The following is a 25,489-nucleotide window of genomic DNA, read 5'->3' on the forward strand; positions in this document are numbered from 1 at the left end:
GGTGTCCATTTTCAGTCCGGCGGCGGAGCTCTCCGTCGCCTTACCGTGGATCGAGAAGCGCATGCAGTCAGCCCCTGACACACCCCCGCGGGGATTTCGACACGCCAGCGTCCTGCTCGACGGAGCGGTCGACGCCCTGATCCACGATCCCGAAGGCGTCTATCTCGATGGCACCTTCGGTCGCGGTGGTCACTCGCGAGAGATACTTTCACGCCTCGCCCCCCGGGGTAGACTGCTGGCCATCGATCGTGACCCCCAGGCGATCGCCGAAGCCGGCACCATCGATGACCCCCGTTTCACCATCGAGCGCGCCGAATTTGCTCGTCTCGCCGAGGTGGCCCGTGGCCATGAGCTGCATGGCCGCCTGTCCGGCGTGCTGCTCGATATCGGCGTCTCGTCACCCCAGCTCGATGACCCCGAACGCGGCTTCAGCTTTCTGCGCGATGGCCCCCTGGACATGCGCATGGACCCCACCCGGGGCGAGAGCGCGGCGGAGTTTATCGCACGGGCCGGCGAGGCCGAGCTCTCCCGGGTCTTCAAGGAGTACGGCGAGGAGCGTTATGCCCGGCGCCTGGCCAGGGCGATTCTCGAACGTTGTGGCGAACGACCCTTCGAGCGCACCGCCGACCTGGCTGAGGTGGTCAAGGCAGCGCACCCCGCCTGGGAGAAGCACAAGCACCCCGCGACGCGGGTCTTCCAGGCCCTGCGTATCCAGGTCAACGGTGAGCTCGACCAGCTCGATGCGGCCCTGGAGGCCGCGCTCGAGGCACTGGCGCCGGGCGGGCATCTGCTGGTCATCAGTTTCCACTCCTTGGAGGACCGCCGGGTCAAGCGCTTCATTCGCCATCATGTGCGTGGCGATACCCACCTGCCGCGGGGCATGCCGATTCGCGATGACCAGCTGGAGCGCCGTCTCGAGGCCCTGGGCAAGGCTCGGCGGCCCGGCGAGGCGGAGGTCAAGGAGAACCCCCGCGCGCGCAGCGCGGTGATGCGAGTGGCGCGCAAGCGCTACTGAGGGAGATGGCATGACACAGGGAAGGTCCATTACGGCTCGTCTCGCCTGGCCCTCGGCGCTGCGCCTGAATCTGCCTGCACTGCTGTTACTGATGCTGCTGCTCGCATGCCTTGGGAGTGCCATGGCCGTCATCGCGGTCAGCCACCTGACCCGTGAGGAGTACGCTGCCCTGCAGCAACTCGAGCGTGAGCAGCAGCAGCTGCAGACCGAGTGGGGACAGCTTCTGCTCGAGGAGAGTGCCTGGTCGTCGCCGGCGCGCATTGAGCATCTCGCCGTGGAGCGTCTCGAGATGCGCCTGCCCGGGGTGGAAGAGGTGGAGGTGATCCAGCCATGAGTACCGAGGTACGCAGCGGTGTCTCGCCGCGTCGTCCATCGCCCGGTGCGCCCATGGGCCGGCTGCGCTATGGGGTGATCCTGGGGCTGGTGCTGGTTGGACTGGGACTGCTGGTGGGGCGCGTGGTGGTCCTCCACGTGCTCGACCGTCCCTTCCTGCAGGGGCAGGGTGACGCACGCACGCTGCGTACCGACTCGCTTCCCGCCCACCGAGGCATGATCGCCGATCGCCACGGCGAGCCACTCGCCATCTCCACGCCGGTGGTCACCCTGTGGGCCAATCCCCAGGATGTGCCCGAAGATCCCATTCAGCGCGTCCAGCTGGCAACGGCGCTGGGCGTGGACCTCGAGGCTCTCAATGAGCGCCTGGCACGCTATTCCGAGCGTGAGTTCATGTATCTGCGCCGTCAGATGACGCCCGAAGCGGCCCAGCGGGTTCTCGACCTGCGGGTACCCGGTGTCTATCGTCAGGATGAGTACAAGCGCTACTACCCGGCCGGCGAGGTAGCCGCCCAGCTGCTTGGCGTGACCAACGTCGACGACATGGGGCAGGAGGGGCTTGAGCTCGCCTATCAGCCCTACCTGGCGGGAACGCCGGGGCTGCGCCGGGTGCTCAAGGATCGCCGCGGTCGCCTGGTGCGTGATCTCGAAGTGTTGCGCGAAGCCAAGCCCGGTGGCGAGCTGACGCTCGCCATCGACCAGCGCCTGCAGTACATGGCCTATCGCGAGCTCAAGGCCGCGGTGGCGGAACACGACGCCGATGGTGGCGTGGTGGTGATGCTGGACGCTCGCACCGGCGAGGTGCTGGCCATGGCCAATCAACCCTCCTACAACCCCAATAATCGTGCCGGGCTCGACCCCCAGGGACTGCGCAACCGTGCCATCGTCGACCCCTATGAGCCGGGGTCGGTGGTCAAGCCTCTGGCGATGGCGGCGATGATCGAGCACGGTGGCATCGATCCGGATAGGGTCGTCGACACCGCTCCGGGCTGGATGGTCATCGACGGATTCACGATCAAGGACATTCTCAACTACCGCGACTTGGACTTGGCGGGGATCCTGCGCAAGTCGTCCAACGTCGGCATGTCCCGGCTGGCCCTGAGCCTCGATGAGCCGGTCATCCCCCAACTCTACCGTCGTCTGGGCTTCGGCCAGCCGCCGGGAACCGGCTTTCCCGGGGAGGCCGCCGGCGAGGTGCCGGCGCCGGTACGCTGGTCGAGCAGCCAGTGGGCGGCACTCTCCTATGGTTATGGCCTCTCGGTCACGCCACTTCAGCTGGCCAGTGCCTTCACCGCCATCGCCAACGAGGGGCGCCTGCTGCAGCCCTCGCTGCTGCGCCTGAATGAGCCGGTGGCGGGTGAGCAGGTCATCTCGTCCGCGGTGGCGCGCCGGGTGCTGGAGATGATGGACAAGGTTGTCGAGCCGGACACCGGGGCGCGCCGAGCCGAGGTGCCGGGCTACCGGGTCGCCGGCAAGACGGGCACCGTGCGCAAGACCGGTGCCGGCGGTTATCAGGAGAACGCCTATCGCGGCTTCTTCGTGGGCATCGCTCCGGTCAGCGATCCCCGTATCGTGACGGTGGTGATGATCGACCACCCGCGCGGTGACGCCTACTACGGTGGCGCGGTGGCCGCTCCGGTATTCTCGCGTGTCGCCGGTAGTGCGCTGCGGCTTCTCGATGTGCCTCCCGACCGGCGTGACCTCGTGAAGGTCGAATAGCATGCCTCTCCTGCCAACCTCTGTCTGAAGCGAGTCCAGCCATGATGATCGCCATGTCCCACCTCGACGCTACCCTGGCGCGGCTCTGGCCCGGTTGCGGGCTGAACGGTGCGCCAGAGGGGAAGACCCGACTACAGACCGACAGCCGGCGGGTGACGGCGGGTGATGTGTTCGTCGCGGTACCCGGGGTGCAGGTGGATGGGCGCGATTATATCGACAGGGCGCTCGCCGACGGCGCGGTAGGGGTGCTCTGCCACACCGGAGACGGTCGTGACTGTCCGGATGATGCCCGGGTGGTGGCGCTTGCCGGGCTGCGCGAGCGACTGGGAGAGCTCGGCCGTCTGCTCTACGGCGTGCCCGACGATCTGGAGCTGATCGGTGTCACCGGTACCAATGGCAAGAGTTCGGTGACCCACTACCTGGCCGAGCTGAGTCAGGCGCTCGGTGTCGATGCCGCGGTGATCGGCACCCTGGGCCATGGGCGTCCCGGTGAGCTGTCGGATATCGGTTTGACGACGCCGGGGCCGCTGGCGCTCCAGGCCTCGCTCGCCGAGCTCGCCCGGCAGGGCGTGGCGCGGGTGGCGATGGAGGTCTCCTCTCATGCCCTGGAGCAGGGACGTCTGGCTGCCTGCCGGTTGAAAGCCGCCGTGTTTACCAATCTGAGCCGAGACCATCTCGACTACCACGGCAGCATGGCCGCCTACGCGGCCGCCAAGGCGCGGCTGTTTCGACGCCCGGAGCTCGAGCTTGCCGTGGTCAATGGCGACGATCCCCTGGCGCGCCTGATGCTGGCCGGGGTGGCCGATGGCGTGCGGGTGCTGGCGACGGGGCGCGATGAGGCGGTGACCCTGCGGGTGCTGGAGTGCACTCCCCGCGCCACCGGCCAGCGAGCCCTGATCGCCACCCCCAAGGGTGAGCGAGAGCTGATGCTGCCGTTGGTGGGGCGCTTCAACCTCGATAACGTGCTGTTGGCCATGGCCACGCTGCTGGGCCGGGGGCATGATCTCGAGGCGCTGATCGAAGCGGCGGCCAACCTGGTGCCGGTACCCGGACGCATGGAGGTGCTGGCTCACCCCGGGGCGCCCACCGTGGTGATCGACTATGCGCACACCCCGGACGCCCTCAACAGCGCGCTGGAAGCACTGCGTGACCACCTGCCCGGGCGAGGCGAGCTCTGGTGCCTGTTCGGTTGCGGCGGCGATCGTGATGCCGGCAAGCGAGCGCCCATGGCCGCCGCCGCCGAGCACCATGCCGACCGCCTGGTGGTGACCGATGACAATCCACGCAGCGAGGACCCCCGCGTCATTCGCGACCAGGTGCTGGCAGGACTGAGTGAGGAGGCCAGGCGCAAGGCCTGGGCCATTTCCGGGCGCGGTGCGGCCATCCGGCAAACGCTCCGAGCGGCGGGACCCGAGGATGTCGTGCTGGTCGCCGGCAAGGGGCATGAGACCTATCAGGAGATCGCCGGTGTTCGCCACCCCTTCGACGATCGGGAGGTGGCCCGGCAGGCGCTTCAGGCTCGCTGCACGGGAGGGACCGCCTCATGACCCGCTGCGGGCTGACGAGCCTTGCCGAGGTGGCCGATGCGCTGGGTCTCGAGTGCGCGGAGGATGATCTGCCGATCGAGGCGATCGTCACCGATACGCGCCGGGTGTCGCCAGGTGCGCTCTTCGTGGCCCTGCGCGGCGAGCGCTTCGATGCGCATGACTTCGTGGCCGGGGCCCGCGAGGCGGGGGCCGTGGCCGCCGTGGTCGAAAGGGTGGTGGAAGATCCGTTGCCGCAACTTGTCGTGGCCGATACCCGTCTCGCCCTGGGGCTGCTGGGCCGGGCCAGGCGCCGGGCCTGGGGTGGCCCCGTGGCAGCGGTAACGGGCAATAGCGGCAAGACCACCGTCAAGGAGCTGCTGGCGGCCATTCTCGGCCGGCAAGGAGTGACCCATGCCACTCGAGGTAATCTCAACAACGATTTCGGTGTCCCTCTGACCCTGCTCGAGCTGACCCCGCGCCACCAGCAGGCGGTGGTCGAGCTGGGGGCCAACCATCTGGGCGAGATCGCCTGGACGGTGGGCCTTGCCGAGCCGCGCGTGGCGCTGATCACCAATGTCACCGGCGCCCATGTCGGCGAGTTTGGCGGCATGGGGCAGATCGCCCAGGCCAAGGCCGAGATCCTGGCGGGGCTGGGTCCCGAGGGCATCGCGGTACTCAATCGCGATGATGCCTACTTCGCTACCTGGCGTCGGCTCGCGGCGCCGCGGGAAGTGCTGGATTTCGGGCTGAGTGAGGGGGCCAGGGTCACGGCCCACTCGCTGGTCGCCGACGCTCTCGGACGTTATGCTTTCACGCTTGTCGTCGATGGCTGCCGGCTTGGCGATGTCAGGCTGCGATTGATGGGGCGGCACAGCGTCGCCAATGCCCTGGCGGCGACGGCAACGGCCCTCGCCATGGGTGCCTCCACGCATGATGTGCTGGCAGGGCTCTCGGCGGCCGAGGCGATGCCGGGCCGCCAGGATGTGGTGGCCGGTATCCGCGAGGCCCGAATCATCGATGATAGCTATAACGCCAACCCCGGCGCGGTGAAGGCCGCGCTCGAGCTCCTGGCTGCCTTGCCGGGACCGCGCTGGTGCCTGCTGGGTGCCATGGGAGAGTTGGGAGAGGCGTCCGCGGCGCTGCATGCCGAGGTCGGACGCCACGCACGGGAACTGGGGATCGATTTCCTGGGCACCCTGGGTGAGGCGGCACGCCCCGCCTGTCATGCCTTCGGTGAAGGCGGGTGCCATTTCGACGATCGCGAGGCGCTGGTGCGCCACGCGCTGGATCATCTTCCCCCCGGCGCCAGCGTGCTGGTCAAGGGGTCGCGCAGTGCCGCCATGGAACAGGTGGTGACGGCACTGCGCCAGGACACAACACGGTGAACGTGATACATGCTTCTCTATCTGGCTGAGTTTCTGGCGCAGTACTTCAGCGCCTTCAATGTCTTCGAGTACCTTACACTGAGGATGATCCTGGCCACCATCACGGCACTGGTGCTCTGTCTGTGGCTGGGGCCGGTAATGATCCGTCGCCTGGTCGAGGGGCAGATCGGCCAGGCGGTGCGTGACGATGGACCTCAGTCGCATCTCTCCAAGGCCGGCACCCCGACCATGGGGGGCGCCATGATCCTGATGGCCATTGCCGTGAGCACCCTGCTGTGGGGCGATCTGGCCAACCATTATGTATGGATCGTGTTGGCCGTGACGCTGGGCTTCGGCGCGATCGGCTGGGTCGACGACTACCGCAAGGTGGTGGAGAAGAATCCGCGTGGCCTGCCGGCACGCTGGAAGTATCTCTGGCAGTCGGTGATCGGCGTGGCCGCGGCGGTGCTGTTGTATGCCACCGCCGCCTCGCCGGTGGAAACCAGCCTCATCGTGCCGCTGTTCAAGGAGTTCGTGCTGCCGCTGGGCCTCTTTTATGTGGTGCTCGCCTACCTGGTGATCGTGGGCAGCTCCAATGCGGTCAATCTCACCGATGGCCTCGATGGCCTGGCGATCATGCCGACGGTTCTGGTGGCCATGGGGTTGGGAATCTTCGCCTATGCCAGCGGCAATGCGGTGTTTGCCGAGTATCTGCAGATTCCGGGCATACCCGGCGCGGGGGAGCTCGCCGTGTTCTGCGCCACCATCGCGGGGGCCGGTCTGGGCTTTCTGTGGTTCAACACCTACCCGGCCCAGGTGTTCATGGGCGATGTGGGGGCTCTGGCCCTGGGCGCGGCTCTCGGCGTGGTCGCGGTGATCGTCCGCCAGGAGATCGTGCTGTTTATCATGGGCGGCATCTTCGTGATGGAGACGGTATCGGTGATCCTGCAGGTGGCCTCCTACAAGCTTACCGGTCGCCGCATCTTCCGCATGGCACCGCTCCACCACCACTATGAGCTCAAGGGCTGGCCCGAGCCCCGCGTCATCGTGCGTTTCTGGATCATCACCGTGGTATTGGTGCTGATCGGGCTGGCCACCCTCAAGGTGCGTTGATGGAGCGCGCAGCGATCACCTCGCGGGTCGCCGAGGGCCGGGTGCCGCCGGGGTTCACCCTGGTGGTGGGGCTGGGGCTCTCTGGGCGTGCGATCTGCCGCCATCTGGCGCGTCGCGGTGTGGCCTTCATGGTGGCCGATACCCGCGAAGCGCCGCCCGGGCTGGATGACTTCCGGGCCGCACATCCCGGCGTCGCTGTGCACCTTGGTCCTCTCCAGGATCTCGACTTGATGGAGGCCGGGGAGGTGGTGCTGAGCCCGGGAGTCGACCCACAGACGCCCGGCCTCGAGGCGCTCGCCGGGCGAGTCAATCCTGCCAGTGGCGAGCCGCGCCTGGTGGGCGAGATCGCCCTGTTCGTGCGTGAGGCGGCGGCACCCATCGCCGCCATCACCGGCTCCAATGCCAAGTCCACCGTGACGACCCTGGTGGGTGAGATGGCGCAAGAGTCCGGTGTGAAGGTGGCGGTGGGGGGCAATCTGGGGAGACCGGCCCTCGACCTGCTGGATGAGGTGGGCGACGCCGAGCTGTATGTGCTAGAGCTCTCCAGCTTCCAGCTCGAGACAACTCCGCGACTGGGCGCCGAGTGCGCGCTCTTCCTGAATCTCTCCGAGGATCACCTGGATCGCCACGGTGACATGCCCGGCTACCGGGCGGCCAAGCTGGCCATCTTTCGTGGTGCACACCACGCCGTGGTCAATGCCGATGACCCCCTGACCTGGCCCGAGGACGAGCTCCCCGTCCTCGACCGCTTTACCGTCGGGCCGCCTCTGGATAACGAGTGGGGGGTGGCCAGTCACGCCGGAGCGGACTGGCTGATGCACGGCGAAAGAGCGCTGATGCCCGTGGCGGCCATGCGTCTGGCGGGGCACCACCACCAGGCCAATGCCCTGGCGGCGCTGGCCATGGGGCACCGGCTTGGCTTTCCGCTGTCTTCCATGCGCAAAGTGCTCGAACGCTTCCCGGGCCTGCCCCATCGTAGCGAGCTGGTGGCCGAAGTGGGGGGCGTACGCTGGATCAATGACTCCAAGGGGACCAACGTGGGGGCAACGCTCGCCGCGATCGCCGGCCTCGGCCCCACCCTCGAGGGGCGCCTGATCCTGTTGGCCGGTGGCGTGGGCAAGGGTGCCGATTTTGCTCCCCTGGCCGAGTCCCTGGCCCGCTTCGGCCGCGAGGCGATCCTGTTCGGTAGCGATGCGGGGCGTCTCGAGGCGGCCCTCGCCGGGGCATTGCCGGTGACCCGGAGCGCCGACCTGTCGGCGGCCCTGGCGCGAGCGGCGGCGATCGCCGAGCCGGGAGATGCCGTGCTGCTCTCGCCGGCCTGTGCCAGCCTCGATCAGTTTGCCAACTACCAGGCGCGTGGCGATGCCTTTCGTGACTGGGTTCACCATCATCTGGCACAGGAGGGGGCATGAGCCGTCTGGCACGACTCCGAGAGAGTCTCTCGACCCGCGACCATCCTTTCGATGGCTGGCTGCTGGTGGCCGCGATTGCCCTTCTGCTGACCGGCTGGGTGATGGTGACGTCCGCCTCAACCGGAGTGGCGGCCAGCCTGACCGGCAATCCCTGGTACTTCAGTGCGCGTCACGGCTTCTTCGTTGCGGTGGCGGTGCTGGTAGCGACCGGTGTGTTGCGCATCCCGTTGGGGTGGTGGCGAGCCAACGGGCCGCTGCTTCTGCTGGTGGGGGTAGTGCTGTTGGCGCTGGTCCTGCTGGTGGGGCGTGAGGTCAACGGCAGCAAGCGGTGGCTGTCGGTGCCCGGTATTCCCTTCAATATCCAGGCCTCCGAGATCGCCAAGCTGTGCCTGATCGTCTACCTGGCGGGCTATCTCGAGCGCTTCCTGCCGCAGGTCCGTCGCCATTGGGGGGCCTTTCTGCGTCCACTGGTGGTGCTCGGCCTGTATGGTCTGTTGCTGATCATGGAGCCCGACTACGGTGCGGTGGTGGTGATGACCGGCTGCGTGATGGGCATGCTGCTGATGGCCGGTGCCCCCTGGGGGCGGTTCCTGTTCCTGGCGCTGGTGGTAGCGGCAGGAGGCGCACTGCTGGCCATCGCCGAGCCCTATCGCCTGGCACGCCTGACCAGCTTCGTCGACCCCTGGGCCGACCAGTTCGCCAGTGGCTACCAGCTGACCCAGGCGCTTATCGCCTTCGGTCGTGGCGGGTGGCTGGGCGTGGGGCTTGGCAACAGCGTCCAGAAGCTCTTCTATCTTCCTGAGGCTCATACCGACTTCGTGTTCGCGGTGCTCGCCGAGGAGCTGGGCTTGCTGGGGGCCGTGTGCGTGATCGGCCTGTTCGCCCTGCTGGTGTGGCGTGCCATGGCGGTGGGGCGTCGCGCGGAACTTGCCGGACGGGCATTTTCCGCCTACCTCAGCTATGGCATCGCCCTGGTGATCGGTGCCCAGGCCTTTATCAATATTGCGGTAAGCAGCGGCATGCTGCCCACCAAGGGGCTGACCCTGCCACTGCTCAGTTATGGCGGCTCCAGCCTGCTGGTCTGCACCTGCATGGTGGCGATGCTGCTGCGCGTCGATATCGAGACCCGGCGTGAACAGCGCCGCCGCTCCCCGGCGGCCCCACGAACGGCGGCGAAGGGATCGCCATCACTGGTCAGACAAGGAGCCCAGCAATGAGTCACACCTCCCCGCGTCGAGTGCTGGTCATGGCCGGTGGTACCGGTGGCCATGTGATCCCCGCTCTCTCCCTGGCCCGTGGCCTGCAGGCGAGTGGTGTGGAGGTGGCCTGGCTCGGCAGCCCGCGGGGCATCGAGAACCGTCTCGTGCCCGAGGCGGGCATACCCCTGCACCGGATCGCCGTGGCCGGGCTGCGTGGCAATGGCGCGGCCGGCTGGCTGCTGGCGCCAATCAACCTGACCCGAGCGGTATGGCAGGCGTGGCGGGTGATCCGTACCTTCGACCCCCAGCTGGTCGTAGGGCTGGGAGGGTTCGCCAGTGGCCCCGGCGGGCTCGCCGCCTGGCTGTCACGGCGGCCGCTGGTGATTCATGAGCAGAATGCCGTGGCCGGACTGACCAATCGTGCTTTGGCGCGACTGGCAAGGCGGGTCTACGCCGCCTTTCCCCAGGCCTTTCAGGGCCGCGGGGAGGTGATCGGCAATCCGGTGCGTGATGAGATCGCGCGCCTCGGCGAGGCGCCGCGCGGCGCCGCCGCGATGGCCGGTCGGCCGCTACGGCTGCTGGTGGTGGGCGGCTCCCTGGGGGCCCAGGCACTGAACGAGAGAGTGCCGGCGGCGCTGGCGCGTCTGCCCGAGAATCGGCGTCCCGTCGTGTGGCACCAGGCCGGTAGAGACAAGGATGCCACCACTCGAGACACCTACGCGCAACAGAACGTTTCGGCCGAGGTGACCCCCTTTATCGATGATATGGCCCGTGCCTATGCCTGGGCCGACCTGGTCGTATGCCGAGCCGGCGCGTTGACCGTTGCGGAGCTTGCCGCCGCGGCCAAGCCGGCCCTGTTTGTGCCCTTTCCGCATGCCGTGGATGATCATCAGACCGCCAATGCCAGGGCACTGGTGGAGGAGGGGGCCGCCGAGCTGCTGCCCCAGGCCAGACTTTCCGCAGCAACGCTGGCCGAGCGCCTGACGGTGCTGCTTGACCCCGACACCCTGGCCACCATGGCGTCGCGGGCTCGCGCCTGCGCCCATCTCGACGCCGTCGAGCGTCTGGTGGCCGGCTGCATGGAGACAGGTTTTGAGCGATAGCAGATTACATTCGATGTCCGGTCAGGCCGGGCCCGATCGCCATGGCCGCGGGCTGGGCATGCGCCGCATCCGGAATATCCACTTCGTGGGCATCGGGGGGGCCGGTATGTGCGGCATCGCCGAGGTGCTCGCCAACCAGGGCTACGTCGTCAGTGGCAGCGACCTGCGCGAGTCACCGGTGGTGGCCAGGTTGCGTGGCTGCGGAGTTCGCGTGGCCATCGGTCATGCCACCGAACATGTTGCCGGTGCCGATGTGGTGGTGGTCTCCACCGCCGTGGACGAGACCAATCCCGAGATACGCTGGGCGCAGGAGAATCGAGTGCCGGTGGTCAGGCGTGCCGAGATGCTTGCCGAGTTGATGCGCTTCCGTCATGGCATCGCGGTGGCAGGCACCCACGGCAAGACCACGACCACCAGCCTGACCGCTACGCTGCTCGGCGAGGGGGGGCTCGATCCCACCTTCGTGATCGGCGGCCGGCTGACCAGTGCCGGAACCAACGCGCGACTGGGGGAAGGCGACTACCTGGTGGCCGAGGCCGATGAATCCGACGCCTCCTTCCTGCACCTTCAGCCGCTGGTATCCATCGTTACCAATATCGATGCCGATCACATGAGTACCTACGGCGGCGATTTCGAGCGGCTCAAGGGTACCTTCATCGAGTTCCTGCACAACCTTCCCTTCTACGGGCTGGCCATCCTGTGCATCGATGACGAACATGTGCGGAGCCTGCTGGATCGCGTCAATCGCCAGTTCGTCACCTACGGTTTCAGCGAGGATGCCGACTACGGCATCGAGGGGTTCGTGCAGGCGCAGGGGGAGGTGCGTTTCACCGCTCGACGCCCCGGCGGGCTGGCGCCCCTCGAGGTGAGGCTGGCCATGCCTGGCCGTCACAATGCCCAGAATGCCCTGGCCGCCATCGCCGTGGCCAGTGATGCCGGGGTGGATGACGCTGCCATTCTGCGAGGCCTGGCCAGTTTCCAGGGAGTAGGGCGCCGCTTCCAGGTCCACGGCCACTTTCCGGTGCCCAGGGAAGAGGGCGAGCAGACCCCCGGGAAAGAGGGCGAGGTGATGCTGGTGGACGACTATGGCCACCATCCGCGTGAGGTGGAGATGGTGATTAAGGCGGTGCGTGCCGGCTGGCCAGAACGCCGCCTAGTGATGCTCTATCAGCCCCATCGCTACACTCGCACCCGTGATCTCTACGAGGATTTCGTGCGTGTGCTGGGCGATGTCGACACCCTGTTGCTGCTCGACGTCTACAGCGCCGGCGAGGCGGTGATTCCCGGTGCCGACGGACGCACCCTGGCCGGCACGATCCGCCAGCGCGGTATCGTCGACCCGATCTTCGTGCAGGAAAAGGCGGAGCTGCCCGAGCTGCTGGGGCGCGTGCTGAGGCCGGGCGATATCCTGATTACCCAGGGCGCAGGTGATATCGGCGGGATCGCCCAGGCGCTGGCCGGGTCTGCCCTGGCACTCGATAAGGTGATGCTATGACGCTGATGTCGGAACTGGGACGTGTTGCGGTGCTGTTCGGTGGCAGCTCCGCCGAGCGAGAGGTGTCCCTGAAGAGTGGGCAGGCGGTGCTTTCGGCGCTGGTCCGAGCCGGTGTCGATGCCGTCGGCTATGACCCCGTCGACGGCGGCCTGGTGGGGCTAGAGGCACTGGCCCCGGATCGCGTGTTTATCGCCCTGCATGGACGTGGCGGTGAGGATGGCACGCTGCAGGGCGCACTCGAGTTGATGGGGATTCCCTACACCGGCAGTGGTGTGCTGGGGTCGGCACTGGGTATGGACAAGCAGCGCACCAAACTGGTGTGGCAGGCGCTGGGACTACCGACGCCGGATGCCGAGATGCTGGACCCGGATGCCGACTGGCAGGCCGTGGTCAGGCGCCTGGGGTTGCCGTTGATCGTCAAGCCGGTACATGAAGGGTCGACGCTGGGGATCAGTGTGGTGGAGAGTGTCGAGGCACTGGCCACCGCCTATCAGGAGGCGGCGCAGTTTGATGCGCGGGTAATGGCCGAGCGCTTCGTGCAGGGAGAGGAGTACACGGTTTCACTGCTCGGTGACGATGTGCTGCCGGCGATTCGCGTGGAGGCGGCCGGGGGCTTCTACGACTACGAGGCCAAGTACCTTTCCGACGAGACCCGCTACCACCTGCCCTGCGGATTGCAGAGCGAGGAGGAGGCCGCGCTGGGTGAGCTGTGCCGTCGGGCCTTCGTCGCGGTAGGGGGCGAGGGCTGGGGGCGCGTCGACGCGATGCGCGATGAGCATGGAGATTTTTGGCTGATCGAGGTCAATACCTCTCCGGGCATGACCGACCACAGCCTGGTTCCCCAGGCGGCGGCCCATATCGGCATCGACTTCGAGACGCTGGTGCTGCGTATCCTGGCCGCGACCCTGGAGAGTCCATCGGCATGAGTCAGCGCGGTGGCTGGCTGGGCGTGCTGCTGTTACTGGTGCTGTTCGGCGCTGGTGGCAGGGCCTTGTGGCTATGGCTCGACAGGCCCCTCGAGCGGGTGTCGATCGGCGGCGATCTGGAGCATGTCAGTGCTGACTACCTGCGTGACAGGCTGTCGCCGCTGCTGCGCGGTCATACCTGGTTGTCGGTGAATGTCGCCGAGCTGCGCGAGCAGGCGCTGGCGGTCGATTGGATCGCCGAGGCGCGAGTCAGCCGGGAGTGGCCCAACGCCCTGACCCTGGAGTTGGTGGAGCAGGTGCCGGTGGCGCGCTGGAATGACGACTCGCTGCTCAACCCTCAAGGAGAGCCCTTCGCCATCGGCTCGGTCTCCCCCCCCGGCGGCCTCCCCGATCTCGCCGGCCCGAAGGGCAGTGGTGCCGAGGTGCTCGCCTACCATGAGCGCCTCGCCACACGCTTCGCCGAGATGGGGCTCGAGCTGACCCAGCTGCGTCTGGAGCCGCGAGGCGCCTGGCGCTTCCAGCTCGATGACGGTGTCTGGGTGATGCTGGGTCGTGGTGATCGGGAGGGTAGGCTGGCGCGTCTGACCGCTGCTTGGCAACGACAGCTCGAACGACAGGCGTCGCATATTCGTTATATCGATCTGCGATATCCGAACGGGGTCGCGGTGGCATGGCATGGTGAGGACGACCCCCTCATTCAGGATGGCACGGATGAGGGGTGATCCCTTTTTCCGGTGAAACACCCATGGCGAAGGGCATGCGCCTGTTTCATTTACGACAAAAGCGCCGTATCGTGGGAGGTCTACTTGGTCCCGGGGTGGAGGAAGGTGTTCGCTTTTTCCTATAATTGTCCCCAGGTTGAATTTCGTGTTTCAGGCCCATCGAGTGGGCCAGGTTCGAGGAGACTCCCCGACTCATGGCAGGTCCATCCAACGCGTCCAATATGGTAGTCGGGCTGGATATCGGAACGTCCAAGGTGGTGGCGATCGTGGGTCAGCCCACCGATGACGGCGGCATCGAGATCGCCGGTATCGGCTCACACCCCTCTCGCGGCATGAAGAAGGGAGTGGTGATAAACATCGAATCCACGGTGCAGTCCATCCAGCGTGCCGTGGAAGAGGCGGAGCTGATGGCCGGCTGCGACATTCACTCCGTCTATGTGGGGGTCGCCGGTAGTCACATCAGCTCCATGAACTCCGACGGTGTGGTCGCGATCAAGGAGCGTGAGGTTACCCCCTCGGACATCGACCGGGTCATCGACTCGGCCCGTGCGCGAGCCATTTCCGAGGGGCAGCGAGTCTTGCATGTACTGCCTCAGGAGTTCGCCATCGATGCCCAGGGTGGCATCCGCGAGCCGCTGGGCATGTCCGGTGTGCGCCTCGAGGCCCGCGTCCATCTGGTCACCGCCGCCCTCAACGCCGTCCAGAATATCGAAAAGTGCGTGCGCCGCTGCGGCCTGGAAGTCGACGCCATTATTCTGGAACAGCTTGCCTCCAGCATGGCGGTGCTAACCGAGGATGAGCGTGAGCTTGGCGTTTGCATGGTTGACATCGGCGGTGGCACCACCGATATCGCCGTGTTTACCGAAGGTGCGATTCGCTACACCGCGGTGATTCCCATTGCCGGAGACCAGGTCACCAACGATATCGCCATGGCGCTGCGCACCCCGACCCAACATGCCGAAGAGATCAAGGTCAAGTACGCCTGTGCGCTAACCCAGCTGGCCGCCAGCGACGAGATGATCAAGGTGCCGAGCGTCGGTGATCGCCCGGCACGGGATCTCTCCCGTCAGGCCCTGGCCGAGGTGGTCGAGCCACGTTACGAGGAGCTGTTCACCTTGATTCGTGATGAACTGCGTCGTAGCGGCTACGAGGATCTGGTGGCAGCCGGCGTGGTCTTGACCGGAGGCACCGCACGCATGGAGGGCGTGGTGGAACTGGCCGAGGAGATCTTTCATATGCCGGTGCGCATTGCTTGCCCCCAGAATGTGCGAGGGCTGGCCGATGTGGTGCGCAATCCGATTTATTCGACCGGAGTCGGTTTGTTACATTACGCTCTACAAGAGACACGCCAAGGGCACGGTCGTGAGGCACAAGGCAGCATGATGTCCGCACAGCCCCGGCGCGAGGACGCTGCTCGTCGCGGTGACAGGCAAGGTCCCTCGGCGCTGGCGAGGCTAAAGGGCTGGTTGAAAGGAAATTTCTGACAGGATCGCCGGCGGCGGTTCAGGAGACGGGGCAAATGTTCGAACTGGTAGATAGCGCACCCTCAAGCAGCGCGGTCATCAAGGTGATCGGCGTGGGCGGCGGCGGTGGCAATGCCGTCAATCATATGGTCGAGAGTAGCATCGAAGGCGTCGAGTTCATCTGCGCCAACACCGATGCCCAGGCCCTCAAGCGGGTAGCAGCCAAGACCGTGCTGCAGCTCGGCAACGAGATCACCAAGGGGTTGGGTGCGGGAGCCAATCCGGAGGTCGGGCGTCAGGCGGCGATGGAGGATCGTGAACGCATCGCCGAGCTGCTTGAGGGCGCCGACATGGTATTCATCACCGCCGGCATGGGTGGTGGCACGGGTACCGGTGGGGCGCCGGTGGTCGCTCAGGTCGCCAAGGAGCTGGGTATTCTCACCGTGGCGGTGGTGACACGGCCCTTCCCCTTCGAGGGACCCAAGCGGATGCGTGCTGCCGAGGAGGGGATGCGTGAGCTCTCCGAGCATGTCGACTCCCTGATCACCATCCCCAACGAGAAGCTGCTGTCGGTGCTGGGCAAGAGTGCCAGCCTGCTGACCGCCTTCAGTGCCGCCAACGACGTGCTGCTGGGCGCGGTGCAGGGGATCGCCGAGTTGATCACCAGCCCGGGGATCATCAACGTCGACTTTGCCGATGTGCGCACCGTGATGTCCGAGATGGGCATGGCGATGATGGGTACCGGCGGCGCCACCGGCGAGAACCGAGCCCGCGAGGCAGCCGAGAAGGCCATTCGCAGCCCGCTGCTTGAGGATATCGACCTGCATGGTGCTCGCGGTATCCTGGTCAACATCACGGCGGGCCCCGACCTCTCCATCGGTGAGTTCAACGACGTGGGGGCCACCGTTCAGGAGTTCGCCTCACAGGATGCCACCATCGTGGTCGGCACCTCCATCGATATGGAGATGACCGATGAGTTGCGTGTCACCGTGGTGGCTGCCGGCCTCGATAGTCAGCCGCAGAAGGCGGCGAGCCGCGAGGGTGCCAAGCGTGTCGAGACGGGCAGCGACTATCGCCGCAGTCAGCCGGGGATTGCCTCCCGCCAGGCCGCAGCATCAGCGCCGCGGGCCGAGTCCGAGGAGGCTTCCAAGCCGCGCCCCGAGAAGCGCCGTTCCCAGGAGTTGGATGACTATCTCGATATTCCGGCATTTCTGCGTCGCCAGGCCGATTGACACAGACTATCGGAGCCATGGCATCGAACCGAACGAGCTTTCTTTGTTGAAACGCTCGTTTGGTGCTATAGTGAACGGTGTTTGATAATCCGATAACCGCCTGGCAACTGCCCATGATCAGACAACGCACCCTGAAGAACGTCATCCGCGCCACCGGCGTCGGCCTGCACTCCGGCAAGAAGGTCTACATGACCCTGCGGCCGGCGCCCGTGGATACCGGTATCGTCTTCGTGCGCACCGATCTGGACCCCGAGGTGCAGATTCCGGCACGAGCGGCACTGGTGACCGACACCACTTTATGCACCGCCCTGACCCACGACGGGGCCAAGGTCGCCACCGTTGAACACCTGATGTCGGCACTCGCTGGTCTGGGCATCGATAACGCCTATGTGGACCTCAGCGCCGCCGAAGTGCCGATCATGGATGGCAGTGCCGGTCCCTTCGTGTTCCTGATCCAGTCGGCCGGTATCAGTGAACAGAATGCCGCCAAGAAGTTCATTCGCATCAAGCGTGAGCTCACGGTGAGAGATGGCGACAAGCAGGCGACCTTCCGACCCCACAAGGGCTTCAAGGTTGGCTTTTCCATCGACTTCGATCATCCGGTGTTCGAGAGCCAGACCCAGACCGCGATGGTGGACTTCTCCACCACCTCCTTCGTCAAGGAGGTGTCTCGAGCGCGGACCTTCGGCTTTATGCGCGATCTGGAGTACCTGCGCTCCAACAACCTCGCGCTGGGCGGCAGCCTGGACAACGCCATCGTCGTCGATGACTATCGAATCGTCAACGAAGGCGGTTTGCGTTACGACGATGAATTCGTCAAGCACAAGGTACTCGATGCCATCGGTGACCTCTACCAGCTGGGCTATAGCCTGATCGGCGAATTCCACGGTGTGAAGTCCGGACACGCATTAAACAACCAGCTATGCCGCGCCTTGCTGGATCAGCCCGATAGCTATGAAATCGTCACCTTCGAGGAGGAGAGCGAGGTTGCCCCGATCTCCTTCGCGGCGCCCGCAATGGCCTGATCTTCCGGCATTCGCCGGGAGCGGCGATCGGTAAGCATCAGGAGAAAGGCCCGCCAGGTATCTGGCGGGCCTTTCTCGCTTGGCGGGTGCTGATTTCGGGAGTCGGTCTGGCTTTACGGCTCACGCTCGGCATGGGAGGCCAGTCGCTCGAGGGCGCGTCGCAGTCTCGGGTCTTCGGTGTCGGCGGCGCAGCTGGAGATCTCGTCGGCGGCATGAGCTGGCAGGTGACGCACCTGGCGTAGTGGTCTCCTGGGCGGGCGCACCGGTCTGACCTTCAGAGTGAATCCACGCACCGCCTCGAAGCCCTGCAGCTCGTGCAGCAGTGTCAGGAGTCGTGGCTGCTCATAGCGAAGTCGTGTCAACCAGGCGGCACCGTCGGCGATCAAGGTCAGCCGGCCATCCCGAAAGCCCCCGACGTGCAGGTGTTCACTCAGCTCCTGGGGGAGGTGGGCGCGCAGGTGGGACTGGGCGAGATCGATCATTCTTGCCATTCGCATCAATGAGCCGAGCTCGCCTCGTCCGCCCAGTAGCTGGGACATGGGCTGGGCGCGAAAGCGCTTAACCTTTATACTCATGGGCTTGACTCTCTCGTCCCGCATCAGGCGGGCCAGACGATAATGCAATGGGCCGGTAGCGCCCGTCAGACTAGCACGCCGGGAGCTCCTCGACAGCATGGCCGTGACCCTCAGCCACTCGCCTGCCGTATTCGCCAGGCCCGCTCCAGCGCGGCGTCACGCCCGCTGGTGGCTGGCGGGCCTGCTGGTGGGGTGTCTGTTGCCCGCGGGCCTCGCCCAGGGAGATCTGGCCCGTCAGGCCGAGCGACTGGTGCAGGTGTGCATTCTCGCGCCCGCCATGATTCGTGCCAGCTCGCGGCTCAAGGCGCGTCGACGCAGGCGAGGGTGGTGGCCCCTGGTGCGACAATCCACCCTTTTACCGGTTGGCTCCCCGGCGGCCACTCCCGTGACAGTGGCCCAGGCGACCGCTGACCACGATGTCCTGACCCGCCGCGGCCCCCCTTTCTGCGTGGACATGCTGAATTCTTGAATATTGCCAACCGCCCGGCGGTTGGCGCCATGCCATACGCAGATGACGGACTCTTCATGATCAACTCCCTGTTACGCAAGGTCGTCGGCTCCAAGAACGACCGCGAAGTCAAGCGCATGAGCCGCCAGGTCGAGCGCGTCAATGTTCTCGAGAGCGAGCTCGGTGGGCTCGATGATGCGGCCTTGAAGGCGCGCACCGAAGCCTTCCGCGAGCGCCTCGCCGAAGGCGAGTCACTGGATGCCCTGCTGCCCGAGGCCTTCGCCACGGTGCGAGAGGCGGGCAAGCGCGTCATGGGCATGCGCCACTTCGATGTTCAGATGATAGGCGGCATGACGCTTCACAATGGGCGCATCGCGGAGATGAAGACCGGGGAGGGCAAGACCCTGGTGGCGACCCTGGCGGTCTATCTCAATGCCCTGCCCGGCAAGGGGGTGCATGTCGTCACCGTCAACGATTACCTGGCGCGACGTGATGCCCGGTGGATGCGGCCTCTCTATGAGTATCTCGGACTCAGCGTCGGCGTCATCTATGCCGGCCAGACCCCCGAAGAGAAGCGTGCCGCCTACGCCTGCGACATCACCTACGGCACCAATAACGAGTTCGGCTTCGACTATCTGCGGGACAACATGGCCTTCTCCCTGGAGGAGAAGGTCCAGCGCGGCCTGCACTACGCCATCGTCGATGAGGTGGACTCGATCCTGATCGATGAGGCGCGCACGCCGCTGATCATCTCGGGAGCGGTGGACGAAAACACCGAACTCTACCGGGTGATCGATCGGCTGGCGGTGCACCTGGTTCAGGGGGAAGTGTCGGAAGACACCGATGCCCCGGTCGACGGCGACTTTATCCTGGACGAGAAGCACAAGCAGGTCGAGATCACCGAGAATGGCCACCACAAGGTCGAGGGGCTGATGCGCGAGCAGGGGCTGCTGGGCGAGGAGGACTCCCTCTATGCCGCCCAGAACCTCAATCTGCTGCAGCATATGCACTCCGCCCTGCGCGCCCGCCACCTCTACCACCGCGACGTCGACTATATCGTCAGCGAGGGGCAGGTGGTGATCGTCGACGAACATACCGGGCGTACCATGCCCGGCCGGCGCTGGTCCGAGGGGCTGCACCAGGCAGTGGAGGCCAAGGAGGGGGTCACCGTCCAGCGCGAGAGTCAGACCCTCGCCTCCACGACCTTCCAGAACTACTTCCGCCTCTACGAGAAGCTGGCGGGCATGACGGGCACCGCCGATACCGAGGCCTTCGAGTTCCGTCAGATCTATGGCCTCGATGTGGTGGTGATTCCCACCAACAAGCCACTGGTTCGCCGCGATCTCAACGATCTGGTCTATCTCACCGCCGAGGAGAAGTTCGAGGCGATCATCGAGGACGTCAAGGCCGAGACCGAAGCGGGCAGGCCGGTGCTGGTGGGTACCGCTTCCATCGAGACCTCGGAGTATCTCGCCAACCTGATGAAGCGAACTGGTCTCGCCTTCAATGTCCTCAACGCCAAACAGCACCAGAGCGAAGCCGAGATCATCGCCCAGGCCGGCCGCCCCGGCGCCATCACCATCGCCACCAACATGGCCGGGCGTGGCACCGATATCGTGCTCGGCGGCAACTGGGAGGCGGAGGTGGCCAAGCTCGATAACCCTTCCGCCGCGCAGATCGAACAGCTCAAGGTCGAGTGGCAGCAGCGCCATGAAGCCGTGCTGGCGGCCGGCGGGTTGCATGTGATCGGCTCCGAGCGCCACGAGTCGCGCCGCATCGATAACCAGCTACGCGGGCGCGCCGGCCGACAGGGCGACCCGGGCTCGACCCGCTTCTTCCTGTCACTGGAAGACAGCCTGATGCGCCTGTTCGGCTCTGACCGGGTACAGCGCATGATGAAGGCCCTCGGCCTGGAGCACGGTGAGGCGATCGAGCACAAGATGGTCTCCAATGCGGTGGAGCGCGCCCAGAAGAAGGTCGAGAGTCGCAACTTCGATATCCGCAAGCAGCTGCTCGAGTATGACGACGTGGCCAACGATCAGCGCAGCGTGATCTACGAGCAACGCAACGAAGTGCTCGCCGCCGAACAGGTCTCTGCCGCAGTAGCGGGTATTCGCGAGGAGGTCATGGATCTCGCGATCAGCGACTATGTGCCGCCCCAGAGTCTGCCCGAGCAGTGGGACCTGGCCGGGCTCCAGGAGTACCTCAAGTCCGAGTTCAACCTGGATGTCCCCGTGGTGCAGTGGTCCGAGGAGGATGAGCGCTTCCACGAGGAACAGCTGCGCGAGCGCCTGCAGGCCCTGCACCGTGAGGCCTACGAAGAGAAGGTGGAGCAGGCCGGTAGCGAGCTGATGCGCCGCTTCGAGAAGCAGGTGATGCTGCAGGTGCTGGATACCCGCTGGAAGGAGCACCTGCAGTCCATGGACCACCTGCGCCGGGGGATCCACCTGCGCGGCTATGCGCAGAAGAACCCCAAGCAGGAGTACAAGCGTGAGGCCTTCGAGCTGTTCCAGAACCTTCTGGCCAATATCAAGGCGGACGTGACACGGATCCTGAGTCATGTGCAGGTGCGGCGGCCCGAGGAGGTCGAGGAGCTGGAGCGTCAGCGCCGCGAGGCACTGGAGCGCGAGAAGGCGACCGCGGCGAGCCGTCATGACTCGCCCGACGCCGCCACGGGTGAGCAGGAGGCGGCGGCGCCGGCATCCGAGGGGCGTCCGGTACGCCGGGAAGGTCCCAAGGTGGGGCGCAACGATCCATGCCCCTGTGGATCCGGCAAGAAGTACAAGCAGTGCTGTGGCAAGCTGAGCTGATAGCTGCCTCCGACCAACGCAACAGGAGAGAAGACGATGGCAGTGGGTGATGCGAGCTTTCCCGCGATGCCGGCAATTTCCGGCCTTCGGCTGGGAACCGCCATGGCGGGGATCAAGAAGAGCGGTCGTCGGGATCTGGTGGTGATCGAGGCCCCCGAGGGTGCCCGGGTGGCGGGTGCCTTCACCCGTAATGCCTTCTGTGCGGCTCCGGTGACGGTGGCCCGGGAGCACCTGGCTAGCGGTGAGGTGCCTCGCTATCTGCTGGTCAATACCGGTAACGCCAATGCCGGCACCGGCGAGCCGGGTCTGCGTGACGCCCGTGACTGCTGCGCCGAACTGGCCCGGCTGACCGGGGTGAGTGCCCGGTGCGTGCTGCCCTTCTCTACCGGTGTGATCGGTGAGCCACTCCCCATGGAGAGGCTGCTTGCCGGCCTGCCGGGTGCGCTCGACAGCCTCGGCGACGACGCCGAGTCCTGGTTGCGGGCCGGCGAGGGCATCCTGACGACCGACACTCGTCCCAAGGGAGCCAGTGTCACCCTCGATATCGCGGGTGACAAAGTGGTCATCAACGGAATTGCCAAGGGCTCGGGGATGATCCAGCCCAACATGGCGACCATGCTGGCCTTCGTGGCCACCGATGCTAGCCTTGATCAGTCGCTGCTCGACAGCCTGCTGCGCGAGGCCGTGGACCGCTCCTTCAACTGCATCACGGTCGATGGGGATACCTCCACCAACGACGCCTGCGTACTGATCAGCACCCAGCAAGGCCCGGTGATTGAAGGGGAGAGCGCGCTCGCCACCTTCCGTACCGGCCTGCAACACGTGATGATCGAGCTGGCTCAGGCGATCGTGCGTGACGGTGAGGGTGCCACCAAGTTCGTCACCCTCCGGGTCGATGGTGCCACCAGTCGACAGGAAGCCCTAGATGTGGCCTTTACCGTGGCCAATTCGCCCCTGGTCAAGACCGCGCTGCATGCCTCCGATGCCAACTGGGGGCGCATCCTCGCGGCGGTAGGGCGCGCTCCGGTCGACGACTTCGATGTCTCGCGGGTAAGCATCGATCTGGGCGACGTGCGGCTGGTGGAGGGCGGGGGGCGTGCCTCGAGCTATACCGAGGAGGCCGGTAGCGCGGTAATGGCGCGCGAGGAGATCCCGATCCGCATCGCCCTCGATCGCGGCGATGAGAGTGCCACGGTGTGGAGCACCGATCTCTCCCACGACTATGTCAGCATCAACGCCGACTACCGCAGCTAGGCTGGAACACGGTCAGTGCCGTGAGATCCGGTCAGACACAGACCCCGCGCCGCCGTGCGCGGATACGTTGGAAGAGCGAATGAACGCAATGGTAAAGAGACGGGTGCATGTGGCGGCGGCGGCCATCATCAGCGCCGATGGCAGCGAGGTGCTCATAGCGCGCCGCCCCAGCAATGTCGATCATGGTGGCCTCTGGGAGTTTCCCGGCGGCAAGCTGGCGCCCTATGAAACGGGCCTGGGTGGGCTTAAGCGCGAGCTTCACGAGGAGCTGGGCATCGAGATCCGGAGAGCTCAACCCTTGATCCGCATCCACCATGAGTATCCCGACAAGCATATCCTGCTGGATGTCTGGCAGGTCCATGACTTCTCCGGTGAACCCTTCGGTCGCGAGGGCCAGGCAGTGCGCTGGGTACCCATGGAGGAGCTGGTCAATTACCCCTTCCCGGCGGCCAATCTGCCGATCCTGCGCGCGGTAATGCTGCCCACCGAGTACCTTATCACCGGCGAGGAAGAGGATGAGGCGCTGTTCGACGAACGTCTCGAACGCGCCCTGGTGGAGGATGGGGTACGCCTGGTGCAGCTGCGCGCCAAGCAGCTGGACAGGGCTGCCTACCTGGCTCGCGCGGAATCGGCGCTGGCACGCTGCCGGCAGTACGGTGCCCGTCTGATGCTCAATGCAGACCCCGAGCTGCTCGAGGCGGTGGATGCCGACGGTGTCCACCTGACCAGTGAGCGCCTGATGCAGTTGGAGCGCCGCCCCATCGCCGAGGGCAAGTGGCTCTCTGCCTCCACCCATGATCGCGAACAGCTCGTTCAGGCTGGCAGGCTCGGTTGTGACTTCGTGACCCTCTCGCCGCTACGTACCACGCCGTCGCACCCCGATGTGCCGCCCGTGGGCTGGCATGACTTTCAGGAGCTGGTGGAGCGTGCCACCATGCCCGTCTTCGCGCTGGGTGGCATGACACGTCATGATGCCAACCATGCGCGCGCTGTCGGGGCTCAGGGGGTCGCATCGATTCGCGACTTCTGGAAGTGATATCGTCCCCGGAGCCTTTGCCATCATGAACGACTCGCCCCGCCATCTGGCGGGGCGAGTCGTTTGGGGGGGGGGACGCTCAGCGACCCGGGGTGGCGGGGCGGTTCGCCGCCTGGCGTTGCTCCTGCCAGGCGAAGTAGAGGAACAGGACGCCCATCACCAGGTAGCCGAGGGTATAGTCTCCCGCCGCATTGATGGCGAGCTTCGGCGCGTGCATCAGCCCCACGAAGGAGAAACCCGCGGCCACGGCGGCGAAGGCGGCGGCGCGGCGGAACTGGTGGTCGATCACCGACACGGTCATGGCACCGAGGAGGATTGCCGTGAACATGGCGCCCTGGCCCAGGGGAACCACCCCACTGGAGATGCCGGACACGGTTTCCTCGGCGGCGCGGTTGAAGCGAGTCATCACGTAGTTGGCAAAGTAGGGCAGCATGGCCAGCGCCACCGCCGGATAGTAGCGGGTGTCGTTGGACTGGAAGGCGGTGGCGATCATCGACATGCCGACGAATACCAGGATGGGGGCGACCACCGATACCGGAATGATGGCGGCGAGGGCGGCGATCAGGCCGAACATGGTAGCCAGGGCGTAGACGGCACCGTTGAGGAGGCTGTAGCCGCGGCCAGCGCCCATCCACTTGGCGCCCACCGTGGCGATATAGACGGTGGTGGGAAAGACGCCACCGAACAGGGCGCCGAGCATGGTGCCCACGCCATCCACCGCCTGGCACTCGCGCACATCATACTTGTCGCCGGCGGCCTCCATGGCCTCGACGTTATTCATGGTCTCGATGGCGTTGTACAGGGTGATCGGTAGCACCACGGTAAGCACCGCCAGCATGCCGGTGAACAGTAGCCCCAGCCCCTCCAGCCAGGCCAGGTTGGGCAGTAGCGGATAGAAGCCGAGATGGGTGAAGGCATCGCTGAAGCGCTCGCCACCCGCATCCCCGATCAGGTAGGCCATGGCGGTTCCCACCACGATGGCGAACAGCGAGGTGGGCAGTCGCAGAGGCATCGCCACCCTGGCCACCAGGCCGACGATGATGATCGCCAGCACCAGCAGGCCGATCACCGGCATCTCCAGGGTCTTGAACAGCATCTCGCCGGCGATGAAGGTCAGCGCCACCCCCGCCACGGCGCCCAGCATGGCGGCTCGGGGTAGATGGTGCTGGACCCAGCGGCCGATCAGGCTGATGATCGCCTCGATCGCCCCGCTGATGAAGCAGGCGGCCACCGCCACCTTCCAGGCCAGTTCGGCATCGCCGGTGAGCTGCTTGGCGGGCAGCAGCACGCCGAACAGGAAGACGAACATCACCGGGGTGGAGATGCCGTAGGAGAGCGCGGTGACATCGGCACGGTTCTCCTTGCGCGCCAGGCGTGCCGCGCTCCAGGCGTAGTAGAAGTTGCCGACCATCACCGCCACGGCGGCACCGGGCAGCACCTGGCCGAAGACGATCGACGCCGGAAAGTCCATGCCAAGCATGGTGATGGCGATGATCACGAAGTTGGCGATATTGTTCTGGAACAGGGCGAAGAAGGCGTCGGTGTCCTCCTTCTTGTACCAGGGGTAATGGACCGAGTGATGTACGGGGGGAGCCGCCATGGGGAAGCCTCTGGGTTATCGGATTATTGGAACAGGGCCGAAGAGCAGTTTCGTTTGTATCTGACTGACTGGTCAAGTTCGATCGTTCCACGGACGCCACGCGGCGCCCCGGGCCCCGG

Annotated in this window: 21 protein-coding genes; 19 read left to right on the forward strand and 2 right to left on the reverse strand. The window is 65.9% G+C overall.

The annotated features are described in order from the left end of the window. Positions 1-61: 61 nt before the first annotated feature. The 15 genes from rsmH (at position 62) to lpxC (ending at position 17,647) form a co-directional block, all read left to right on the forward strand. A complete protein-coding gene (gene rsmH / locus GRB80_RS03265; protein ID WP_161422520.1) occupies positions 62-1,015 on the forward strand; it encodes a 16S rRNA (cytosine(1402)-N(4))-methyltransferase RsmH in 954 nt (317 codons plus the stop codon). Between the two features lie 10 nt (positions 1,016-1,025). Further along, positions 1,026-1,349: a cell division protein FtsL gene (ftsL, locus tag GRB80_RS03270; RefSeq protein ID WP_132042360.1), complete on the forward strand. Its 324-nt coding sequence runs from the start codon at positions 1,026-1,028 to the stop codon at positions 1,347-1,349. After that, positions 1,346-3,067, forward strand: coding sequence for a peptidoglycan D,D-transpeptidase FtsI family protein (locus tag GRB80_RS03275; protein WP_161422521.1), 1,722 nt, complete (start codon positions 1,346-1,348; stop codon positions 3,065-3,067). Before ftsL ends, GRB80_RS03275 begins: the two co-directional genes overlap by 4 nt. A gap of 41 nt (positions 3,068-3,108) precedes the next feature. Next, positions 3,109-4,614 (forward strand): UDP-N-acetylmuramoyl-L-alanyl-D-glutamate--2,6-diaminopimelate ligase, encoded by a 1,506-nt coding sequence (locus GRB80_RS03280; RefSeq protein WP_161422522.1) that lies wholly within the window; start codon positions 3,109-3,111, stop codon positions 4,612-4,614. After that, positions 4,611-5,978 carry a UDP-N-acetylmuramoyl-tripeptide--D-alanyl-D-alanine ligase gene (locus GRB80_RS03285; protein ID WP_161422523.1) on the forward strand — a complete coding sequence of 456 codons (1,368 nt, stop codon included), beginning with the start codon at positions 4,611-4,613 and terminating at the stop codon, positions 5,976-5,978. Before GRB80_RS03280 ends, GRB80_RS03285 begins: the two co-directional genes overlap by 4 nt. A 9-nt stretch (positions 5,979-5,987) precedes the next feature. Continuing rightward, positions 5,988-7,070 carry a phospho-N-acetylmuramoyl-pentapeptide-transferase gene (gene mraY / locus GRB80_RS03290; RefSeq protein WP_161422524.1) on the forward strand — a complete coding sequence of 361 codons (1,083 nt, stop codon included), beginning with the start codon at positions 5,988-5,990 and terminating at the stop codon, positions 7,068-7,070. Further along, positions 7,070-8,482 carry a UDP-N-acetylmuramoyl-L-alanine--D-glutamate ligase gene (murD, locus tag GRB80_RS03295; protein ID WP_161422525.1) on the forward strand — a complete coding sequence of 471 codons (1,413 nt, stop codon included), beginning with the start codon at positions 7,070-7,072 and terminating at the stop codon, positions 8,480-8,482. Before mraY ends, murD begins: the two co-directional genes overlap by 1 nt. After that, positions 8,479-9,699: a putative lipid II flippase FtsW gene (gene ftsW, locus GRB80_RS03300; protein ID WP_161422526.1), complete on the forward strand. Its 1,221-nt coding sequence runs from the start codon at positions 8,479-8,481 to the stop codon at positions 9,697-9,699. The genes murD and ftsW overlap by 4 nt, the downstream gene beginning before the upstream one ends. After that, positions 9,696-10,784, forward strand: coding sequence for an undecaprenyldiphospho-muramoylpentapeptide beta-N-acetylglucosaminyltransferase (murG, locus tag GRB80_RS03305; RefSeq protein WP_132042374.1), 1,089 nt, complete (start codon positions 9,696-9,698; stop codon positions 10,782-10,784). Before ftsW ends, murG begins: the two co-directional genes overlap by 4 nt. 13 nt (positions 10,785-10,797) lie before the next feature. After that, positions 10,798-12,279 (forward strand): UDP-N-acetylmuramate--L-alanine ligase, encoded by a 1,482-nt coding sequence (murC, locus tag GRB80_RS03310; RefSeq protein ID WP_161424219.1) that lies wholly within the window; start codon positions 10,798-10,800, stop codon positions 12,277-12,279. Beyond that, the gene (locus GRB80_RS03315; RefSeq protein ID WP_161422527.1) at positions 12,276-13,205 is read left to right on the forward strand and encodes a D-alanine--D-alanine ligase; all 930 of its coding nucleotides are present in this window, start codon (positions 12,276-12,278) and stop codon (positions 13,203-13,205) included. The genes murC and GRB80_RS03315 overlap by 4 nt, the downstream gene beginning before the upstream one ends. Next, positions 13,202-13,927: a cell division protein FtsQ/DivIB gene (locus GRB80_RS03320; protein ID WP_132042378.1), complete on the forward strand. Its 726-nt coding sequence runs from the start codon at positions 13,202-13,204 to the stop codon at positions 13,925-13,927. Before GRB80_RS03315 ends, GRB80_RS03320 begins: the two co-directional genes overlap by 4 nt. A gap of 194 nt (positions 13,928-14,121) precedes the next feature. Beyond that, on the forward strand, positions 14,122-15,411 hold the full coding sequence (gene ftsA / locus GRB80_RS03325; RefSeq protein WP_132042380.1) for a cell division protein FtsA: 1,290 nt from the start codon (positions 14,122-14,124) through the stop codon (positions 15,409-15,411). Between the two features lie 35 nt (positions 15,412-15,446). Continuing rightward, positions 15,447-16,622: a cell division protein FtsZ gene (gene ftsZ / locus GRB80_RS03330; protein WP_161422528.1), complete on the forward strand. Its 1,176-nt coding sequence runs from the start codon at positions 15,447-15,449 to the stop codon at positions 16,620-16,622. Positions 16,623-16,735: 113 nt separating this feature from the next. Beyond that, a complete protein-coding gene (lpxC, locus tag GRB80_RS03335) occupies positions 16,736-17,647 on the forward strand; it encodes a UDP-3-O-acyl-N-acetylglucosamine deacetylase (protein ID WP_161422529.1) in 912 nt (303 codons plus the stop codon). A 113-nt stretch (positions 17,648-17,760) separates the two neighbouring features. Here the strand turns inward: lpxC and GRB80_RS03340 are convergent, their stop codons facing one another. Beyond that, the gene (locus tag GRB80_RS03340; protein ID WP_161422530.1) at positions 17,761-18,222 is read right to left on the reverse strand and encodes a DUF721 domain-containing protein; all 462 of its coding nucleotides are present in this window, start codon (positions 18,220-18,222) and stop codon (positions 17,761-17,763) included. Positions 18,223-18,319: 97 nt separating this feature from the next. On the opposite strand from GRB80_RS03340, the gene GRB80_RS03345 reads away from it, so the two are divergent. The 4 genes from GRB80_RS03345 (at position 18,320) to GRB80_RS03360 (ending at position 23,770) form a co-directional block, all read left to right on the forward strand. After that, positions 18,320-18,691 (forward strand): hypothetical protein, encoded by a 372-nt coding sequence (locus GRB80_RS03345; protein WP_132042388.1) that lies wholly within the window; start codon positions 18,320-18,322, stop codon positions 18,689-18,691. A gap of 56 nt (positions 18,692-18,747) precedes the next feature. Then, positions 18,748-21,480, forward strand: coding sequence for a preprotein translocase subunit SecA (secA, locus tag GRB80_RS03350; protein WP_161422531.1), 2,733 nt, complete (start codon positions 18,748-18,750; stop codon positions 21,478-21,480). A gap of 36 nt (positions 21,481-21,516) precedes the next feature. Further along, positions 21,517-22,734: a bifunctional glutamate N-acetyltransferase/amino-acid acetyltransferase ArgJ gene (gene argJ, locus GRB80_RS03355; RefSeq protein ID WP_161422532.1), complete on the forward strand. Its 1,218-nt coding sequence runs from the start codon at positions 21,517-21,519 to the stop codon at positions 22,732-22,734. An 88-nt stretch (positions 22,735-22,822) separates the two neighbouring features. Continuing rightward, the gene (locus GRB80_RS03360; protein WP_161424220.1) at positions 22,823-23,770 is read left to right on the forward strand and encodes a Nudix family hydrolase; all 948 of its coding nucleotides are present in this window, start codon (positions 22,823-22,825) and stop codon (positions 23,768-23,770) included. Positions 23,771-23,849: 79 nt separating this feature from the next. Here GRB80_RS03360 and GRB80_RS03365 read toward each other — a convergent pair whose 3' ends face one another. Further along, entirely contained in the window at positions 23,850-25,370 is a 1,521-nt protein-coding gene (locus GRB80_RS03365) for an NCS2 family permease (RefSeq protein WP_161422533.1), read from the reverse strand. Between the last annotated feature and the right edge of the window lie 119 nt (positions 25,371-25,489).

It is taken from the genome of Halomonas icarae (genome assembly GCF_009901955.1).
Classification (GTDB): Bacteria; Pseudomonadota; Gammaproteobacteria; order Pseudomonadales; family Halomonadaceae; genus Halomonas; species Halomonas icarae.

Coding starts and splice junctions, on each gene's coding strand:
- argJ (WP_161422532.1), top strand. CDS start 21,517: ATGGCAGTGGGTGATGCGAGCTTTCCCGCGATGCCGGCAATTTCCGGC.
- ftsA (WP_132042380.1), top strand. CDS start 14,122: ATGGCAGGTCCATCCAACGCGTCCAATATGGTAGTCGGGCTGGATATC.
- secA (WP_161422531.1), top strand. CDS start 18,748: ATGATCAACTCCCTGTTACGCAAGGTCGTCGGCTCCAAGAACGACCGC.
- GRB80_RS03280 (WP_161422522.1), top strand. CDS start 3,109: ATGATGATCGCCATGTCCCACCTCGACGCTACCCTGGCGCGGCTCTGG.
- GRB80_RS03320 (WP_132042378.1), top strand. CDS start 13,202: ATGAGTCAGCGCGGTGGCTGGCTGGGCGTGCTGCTGTTACTGGTGCTG.
- GRB80_RS03315 (WP_161422527.1), top strand. CDS start 12,276: ATGACGCTGATGTCGGAACTGGGACGTGTTGCGGTGCTGTTCGGTGGC.
- murG (WP_132042374.1), top strand. CDS start 9,696: ATGAGTCACACCTCCCCGCGTCGAGTGCTGGTCATGGCCGGTGGTACC.
- GRB80_RS03275 (WP_161422521.1), top strand. CDS start 1,346: ATGAGTACCGAGGTACGCAGCGGTGTCTCGCCGCGTCGTCCATCGCCC.
- ftsW (WP_161422526.1), top strand. CDS start 8,479: ATGAGCCGTCTGGCACGACTCCGAGAGAGTCTCTCGACCCGCGACCAT.
- murC (WP_161424219.1), top strand. CDS start 10,798: ATGTCCGGTCAGGCCGGGCCCGATCGCCATGGCCGCGGGCTGGGCATG.
- GRB80_RS03360 (WP_161424220.1), top strand. CDS start 22,823: ATGGTAAAGAGACGGGTGCATGTGGCGGCGGCGGCCATCATCAGCGCC.
- lpxC (WP_161422529.1), top strand. CDS start 16,736: ATGATCAGACAACGCACCCTGAAGAACGTCATCCGCGCCACCGGCGTC.
- ftsL (WP_132042360.1), top strand. CDS start 1,026: ATGACACAGGGAAGGTCCATTACGGCTCGTCTCGCCTGGCCCTCGGCG.
- ftsZ (WP_161422528.1), top strand. CDS start 15,447: ATGTTCGAACTGGTAGATAGCGCACCCTCAAGCAGCGCGGTCATCAAG.
- GRB80_RS03285 (WP_161422523.1), top strand. CDS start 4,611: ATGACCCGCTGCGGGCTGACGAGCCTTGCCGAGGTGGCCGATGCGCTG.
- GRB80_RS03340 (WP_161422530.1), bottom strand. CDS start 18,222: ATGAGTATAAAGGTTAAGCGCTTTCGCGCCCAGCCCATGTCCCAGCTA.
- mraY (WP_161422524.1), top strand. CDS start 5,988: ATGCTTCTCTATCTGGCTGAGTTTCTGGCGCAGTACTTCAGCGCCTTC.
- rsmH (WP_161422520.1), top strand. CDS start 62: ATGCAGTCAGCCCCTGACACACCCCCGCGGGGATTTCGACACGCCAGC.
- GRB80_RS03365 (WP_161422533.1), bottom strand. CDS start 25,370: ATGGCGGCTCCCCCCGTACATCACTCGGTCCATTACCCCTGGTACAAG.
- murD (WP_161422525.1), top strand. CDS start 7,070: ATGGAGCGCGCAGCGATCACCTCGCGGGTCGCCGAGGGCCGGGTGCCG.
- GRB80_RS03345 (WP_132042388.1), top strand. CDS start 18,320: ATGGCCGTGACCCTCAGCCACTCGCCTGCCGTATTCGCCAGGCCCGCT.